6 protein-coding genes are annotated in these 5,003 nt (G+C 53.6%); 5 read left to right on the forward strand and 1 reads right to left on the reverse strand.

Features of this window, described 5'->3' with window-relative positions:
• Positions 1–971: 971 nt before the first annotated feature.
• From ACUM6F_RS12550 to ACUM6F_RS12570, 5 genes are all read left to right on the forward strand, one after another.
• Entirely contained in the window at positions 972–2,063 is a 1,092-nt protein-coding gene (locus ACUM6F_RS12550) for a YeiH family protein (protein ID WP_445349454.1), read from the forward strand.
• Positions 2,064–2,093: 30 nt separating this feature from the next.
• Positions 2,094–2,216: a hypothetical protein gene (locus tag ACUM6F_RS12555; RefSeq protein WP_445349455.1), complete on the forward strand. Its 123-nt coding sequence runs from the start codon at positions 2,094–2,096 to the stop codon at positions 2,214–2,216.
• A gap of 5 nt (positions 2,217–2,221) precedes the next feature.
• Complete coding sequence (locus ACUM6F_RS12560) at positions 2,222–2,710, forward strand: universal stress protein (RefSeq protein WP_445349456.1); 489 nt, start codon at positions 2,222–2,224, stop codon at positions 2,708–2,710.
• A gap of 410 nt (positions 2,711–3,120) precedes the next feature.
• Positions 3,121–3,606 (forward strand): DUF6125 family protein, encoded by a 486-nt coding sequence (locus ACUM6F_RS12565; protein WP_445349457.1) that lies wholly within the window; start codon positions 3,121–3,123, stop codon positions 3,604–3,606.
• Positions 3,603–4,685: an alanine racemase gene (locus tag ACUM6F_RS12570; protein ID WP_445349458.1), complete on the forward strand. Its 1,083-nt coding sequence runs from the start codon at positions 3,603–3,605 to the stop codon at positions 4,683–4,685. The genes ACUM6F_RS12565 and ACUM6F_RS12570 overlap by 4 nt, the downstream gene beginning before the upstream one ends.
• A gap of 196 nt (positions 4,686–4,881) precedes the next feature.
• Here ACUM6F_RS12570 and ACUM6F_RS12575 read toward each other — a convergent pair.
• The coding region (locus ACUM6F_RS12575) for a nickel-dependent hydrogenase large subunit (protein ID WP_445349459.1) at positions 4,882–5,003 on the reverse strand (122 nt) is incomplete at its 5' end.

Genomic DNA, 5,003 nt, shown 5'->3' on the forward strand with positions numbered 1-5,003 from the left:
AGGACGGAGTTTGGGAAACCAAGGAGATCGGCAGCCCGCAAGGGGGAGTCATCTCAGTTACTTTCGGTTGATGGACACACTGAGCGTTCTGCAGGCGTTGGACGAATGGGTTCGGCGCCGCTTGTAGATGTGTTTGCATCACGCACTTCGTTAAACCTTATGAACCGCCGTATACCGAACGGTACGTACGGTGGTGTGGGGGGGGCTAGCCGCCCCCTCCTACCCGATTTACACTGGAGACGGCTTGGTCGGATCCGGATTTGCCGGGCACCAGGTGGCAAGAGAGATAATGGACGTGATGATGGGTTGAATGTACGGAATAAGTAATTTAACCTTAATATGGCGAAAAAGAGGCCTTTTAGAACATTTGCAAAATAAATAAAGATAGGTAATTGGATTGACAATTAAGCATTTTTCTGTATAGTATAAAGTTAATTAATGGCACTTCATCCCAAATGTTAGAAAGGAGGTTTAGGGCAAAGCAAGCATTAAATTTTGCTAAAACGCGCAACTCGCATTGTGTAATCAATGCCCCTGATTGTCACTACTGCAAACGTGAAAATAACCCACCAATAGTCTGTTCTACGACTTGAACGTTTATCCCGAATGAAGCTGGTAATGCGCGCATATCTTTGAGGTAACAAGGAACACTTCTCAGATTGTCCTTACGATCCACATCTTTTCTGCCACTTGCTTCGCCGTAACGCATACTTCAAAACTTGAACCCGAGCATAGCTGTTGACTCCTCCTCATAACTGCAAGCATCCCTCCAAAAGGGTTCGAAAAGGGGGTGTAAGTCTTCTTTATCGGGTCATGCCTAGGAAAGGTGTGTAGAGTATTACGGAAAGGAGTGGAATTGAGTGACCAATCCAACATCTTCGCCAAGACCGGAACAAGTTCCTGTCTCGCCGTCCCCGGTAGGCGAAAGTACCCTTTCAATCTGGCTAAAGGCTATTCCTGGCGTCGTTTTTATGTTTTTGATCGCGTGCCTTGCACATGGCACCAAGGATCTCGGTATCCCGCAGTGGGAAGGCCTCGCCTCCTGGATTAAGGAGAACTGGTCGTGGGCGGCTACCTACTTGCACCTTAATCAGGTCATTATCGTGATTCTTGTCGGTATCCTCATCCGCAACACTATCGGTATTCCAACCTGGGCAGCGAATGGTGTCAGGACCTCGCGCCTGTTTATCAAGATGGGTGTCATCCTTCTCGGTTCTCTTTACAGTCTCCGGGAACTGGCAACTCTTGGAGCGACCGCAATCACCTTGATCCTGATTTTCGTAATGGCTACCTGTCTGTTCATCATGTGGTGGGGTAACCGGATCGGGATGCACCCGGCGACATCGGCCTGCATGGCCGCGGGTATCGGCGTCTGCGGTGTTTCAGCCGCTGTAGCCACAGCACCGGCGGTCAAGGCCAAGAGCGAGGATGTGGCCTTTGCGGTAGCGACCCTGCTGGCCTTTGGCGTGTTCTGCCTATTTGTGTTTCCCCCGTTGGGTACACTGTTGGGTCTATCTCCGCACCAGTTCGGCGCCTGGGCCGGGACCGGCATCGTAAACTCCGGTCAGGTTCTGGCGGCGTCTTTGGCCTTTGATCCAGGAACGGTGGATCATCCGTCTGTTGCCCTTAAAACCGGAGAGATCTTCAACCTGACGCGTGTCGTCTTTCTGCCGTTTGTGGTGTTTACCCTGGCTCTGATCTACACCCGGCAGGCGGTCAAACAAGGTCTTGAACATGAGAAGGGCGAGTCCAGAGGGCTTTCCTGGATCTGGAGCAAGTTCCCCGTGTTTGTGCTCGGGTTCCTGGGCATGGTGGCCTTGACCTCTTTCGGGACCTTCGGCGCCACACGGCCTCCTTCGGAGGAACTGAAGCTGTTCCGGGTGCTCTATACCTGGTTCTTCACGATCGGCCTCACAGGCTTGGGTATGCAAATCTCGATAGCGGAAATGCGCAAGGCCGGGGGCAAACCGCTGATCGTCGGCTTTTCCGCAGGAGCGCTGAAAGCGATTCTTGCTCTGATCGTTGTGCTGCTGTTTGTCGGAGAAGACCCGCCTGCGCACTAACCGTATGACCCGTGAAAGGAGCGTTGGAGTATGGCGTCTAACAACCATCTTGACGAGAAACAGCTTTCCCTTTTCGCCAACGAGAGACACGAGGATTGGACCGCTATCGTGCTGGTGACAGTTCTGGCGATTATCGGATTGATCATTAAGTAGCCGCAATGCAGAGCATACTGTTGATCACTGACGGTTCTCCCAGCGGCGTTCTGGCGGAGGATGCTGCGGTGGACCTAGCCCGAAGATACGAGGGAAGGATAAGAGCGGTTTACATCCTTGATCAAAGCTGGCAGAATCTGCTTGGCGACGAATGGATGAATACCTCCGAAACGCGCATGACCTTCTTTCGCTACTTGGAGGATGCCCTGTATTCGCGTGCCAGCGAGGTACTTAAGTGTTTTACGCGAAAGGCTGAAAAGGCCCAGGTTTCGTGTACAGCCGAAGTTAGGGTCGGCAAGCCGGATCAGGTTGTAATCGAAACCGCCAAGGAATTGACTGCTTCCCTGGTGGTAATCCCAAATCCGGTAGGCTGCGCTCACCCTGCAGCGGGAGGTATTCAGTTTTTGGCCGGGCGAATCGCCAAGAAAATCTCTTGCCCCTTGCTGGTTGGGGCCCCTGCTTCGCCCGAGCGCTGGACTCGGACATCTAAATAGGCATCAGCCTGAAGCCCCCTTACTATGTTGTTAAGGGGGCCTTCTATTGGCTACGCGGAATATTCTAACAAACCGATGTCAAGGCCGAAATGGAGGCCCAGGAGTGGTTTAACCTTTTGCCGGTAGAGAAAAAACTGATGGGATGGTCTCTGGGCCTCGGTGTTATATTCCTGATTATCTTTGTCTTTATCTTTAGGCTGACTTAATGCTATAGCCTAAGAATGCGACAAACCCGCTGTTGAAAATGACAGCGGGTTTTCTTTTGCGCCGCAAACAGAACTTATTACTTAAAGAAAGGGGTTATGCGCCTGGTTAACATCCAAAGACAGGAACAGCAGCGGGTTTTGTTGTTCGCCGGGCTATTCGTGTGTTCAGACGTAGGAAGAGCGGACGGACTACCGATATTGCAATTGCTTGAGGACTTTGCCAAGCGCTGGCTGGCCCACGACGGACTTTGGTTTCAGGCAGTGGAACACGAGTACGGTCTTGCTGCCGCCATTGCCGCGGATAAGGCAGCCTGGGAGCGCTTTACCGTTATCGAGGCTGAGAGGATCATGCGCCTTCTCGGCATTGAACCCGGTGGCGGTATTCCGGCGTTGAAAGAGGCTTTGGGTTTGAGACTGTACGCGCTGGTTAACCGCCAGGAGATCGTTGAGGAGAGTGAAAAGCGAATGATATTCAGGATGCGCGAGTGCCGGGTCCAGGCTGCCAGAAAGAGAAAGGGAATGGCTGCCTTCCCTTGTAAGGAAGTGGCCTTGTGGAATATAGTGAATTTGCCAGGACTATTGGCAAACGTATCGTTACCAGGTGTATATGCTGCCCTCCCGATGATCATCCGGAAGATTACTACTGCGCCTGGGAGTTTATCGTGGTACCGTAGGAGGAACACGGCATGAAGGTTTATGAACTTGATACGCCTGCCGTTCTTGTTGATGTTGACCTGTTAAAGGCCAACATTGAAGGGATGGCACAGGAAACGGCGCGTTTGGGGATTAAGCTGCGCCCCCATGCTAAAACACATAAAAGCCCCGAGATAGCGGCCATGCAGCTTGACGCCGGAGCCTGCGGGATAACCGTGGCAAAGCTTTCAGAGGCGGAGATAATGGCCGGGTACGGCGTAGACGATATCCTTGTCGCCTATCCGCTGGTTGGTCCGGCGAAACTTACCAGACTGAAGGACCTGGTGCGGAAAACCAAGGTAACGGTGTCCGTGGACAGCGCGGCTGTGGCCCGGGGCATAGCCGAGGTCGGAGAGACCATCGCTGTTCCTGTTCCGGTGTGCGTCGAGGTGAATACCGGGCAGAACCGGTGCGGCCTAGAACCCGGCAGGGCGACCGTTGAGTTCGTTAAAAGCCTGGCCGCTTTGCCAGGCATTAAGGTAACAGGCCTGATGACCCACGCCGGGCACGCCTACCAGGCCAGAAACCTCAACGAGCTGCGACAGATCGCCCGCGGCGAGGCTTTCCTGCTGGCGGATACGTGCGAGTTGCTAAGGAAAGCCGGTTTGCCGGTTGACGAAATAAGCGTGGGTTCTACGCCGACGGCCCGTTTTATGGCCGAGATGGACGGCGTTACTGAAATCAGACCGGGGACCTACGTCTTTAATGACTACAATATGGTTTGCCTGGGGGTGGCCGAGGTTCATCAGTGCGCGTTGACGGTGCTGAGCACGGTGGTTTCCAGGCCGGCCGGCAACAGGTTTGTGCTCGATGCCGGCTCCAAGACGCTTTCGTCCGACCCCAGCGTCCGCGGCAGGGGATACGGGTTTATAAAGGGCTGCGATTGTACCGTTACCCGCCTTTCCGAAGAACACGGGGTCGTCGAGGCCGAAGTCGAGGTTGTTATCGGAGACAGGGTGGAGATTATCCCCAACCACTGCTGCCCGGTGGTTAACCTAACCGATTCGTTATATCTGCGCAAGGGCCAAGAAATCGTGGGCGAGCTCAAGGTCAGGGCCAGGGGGATGAACAGGTGATATGGGCGTGAGCATTGGGCTTTGGGCGTTCAGGGCATTGAGTTGTTGAGCATACGTCTGGTGTTGTGTTTTGGGTGTTGGATTGGCAGGAAGACTAATGAAGACTAATATCGGATATAAACGAGGAAAGGCAGCCGCCTGGCGGCTGCCTTTCCTCTGCCCTTCCTCTTTGAATGGTGAGGGAAGGAAATATTCTTTAGATCCGGAAGGACATCGCTTCCTTCTTGTGGCCCTTCACCTTCAGCAGATGCACGGCGCAGGCGATGCACGGGTCGAAGGAGCGGACCACGCGCACGAGTTCGATCGGCTGGTTCGGGT

It is taken from the genome of Desulforudis sp. DRI-14 (assembly GCF_052618305.1).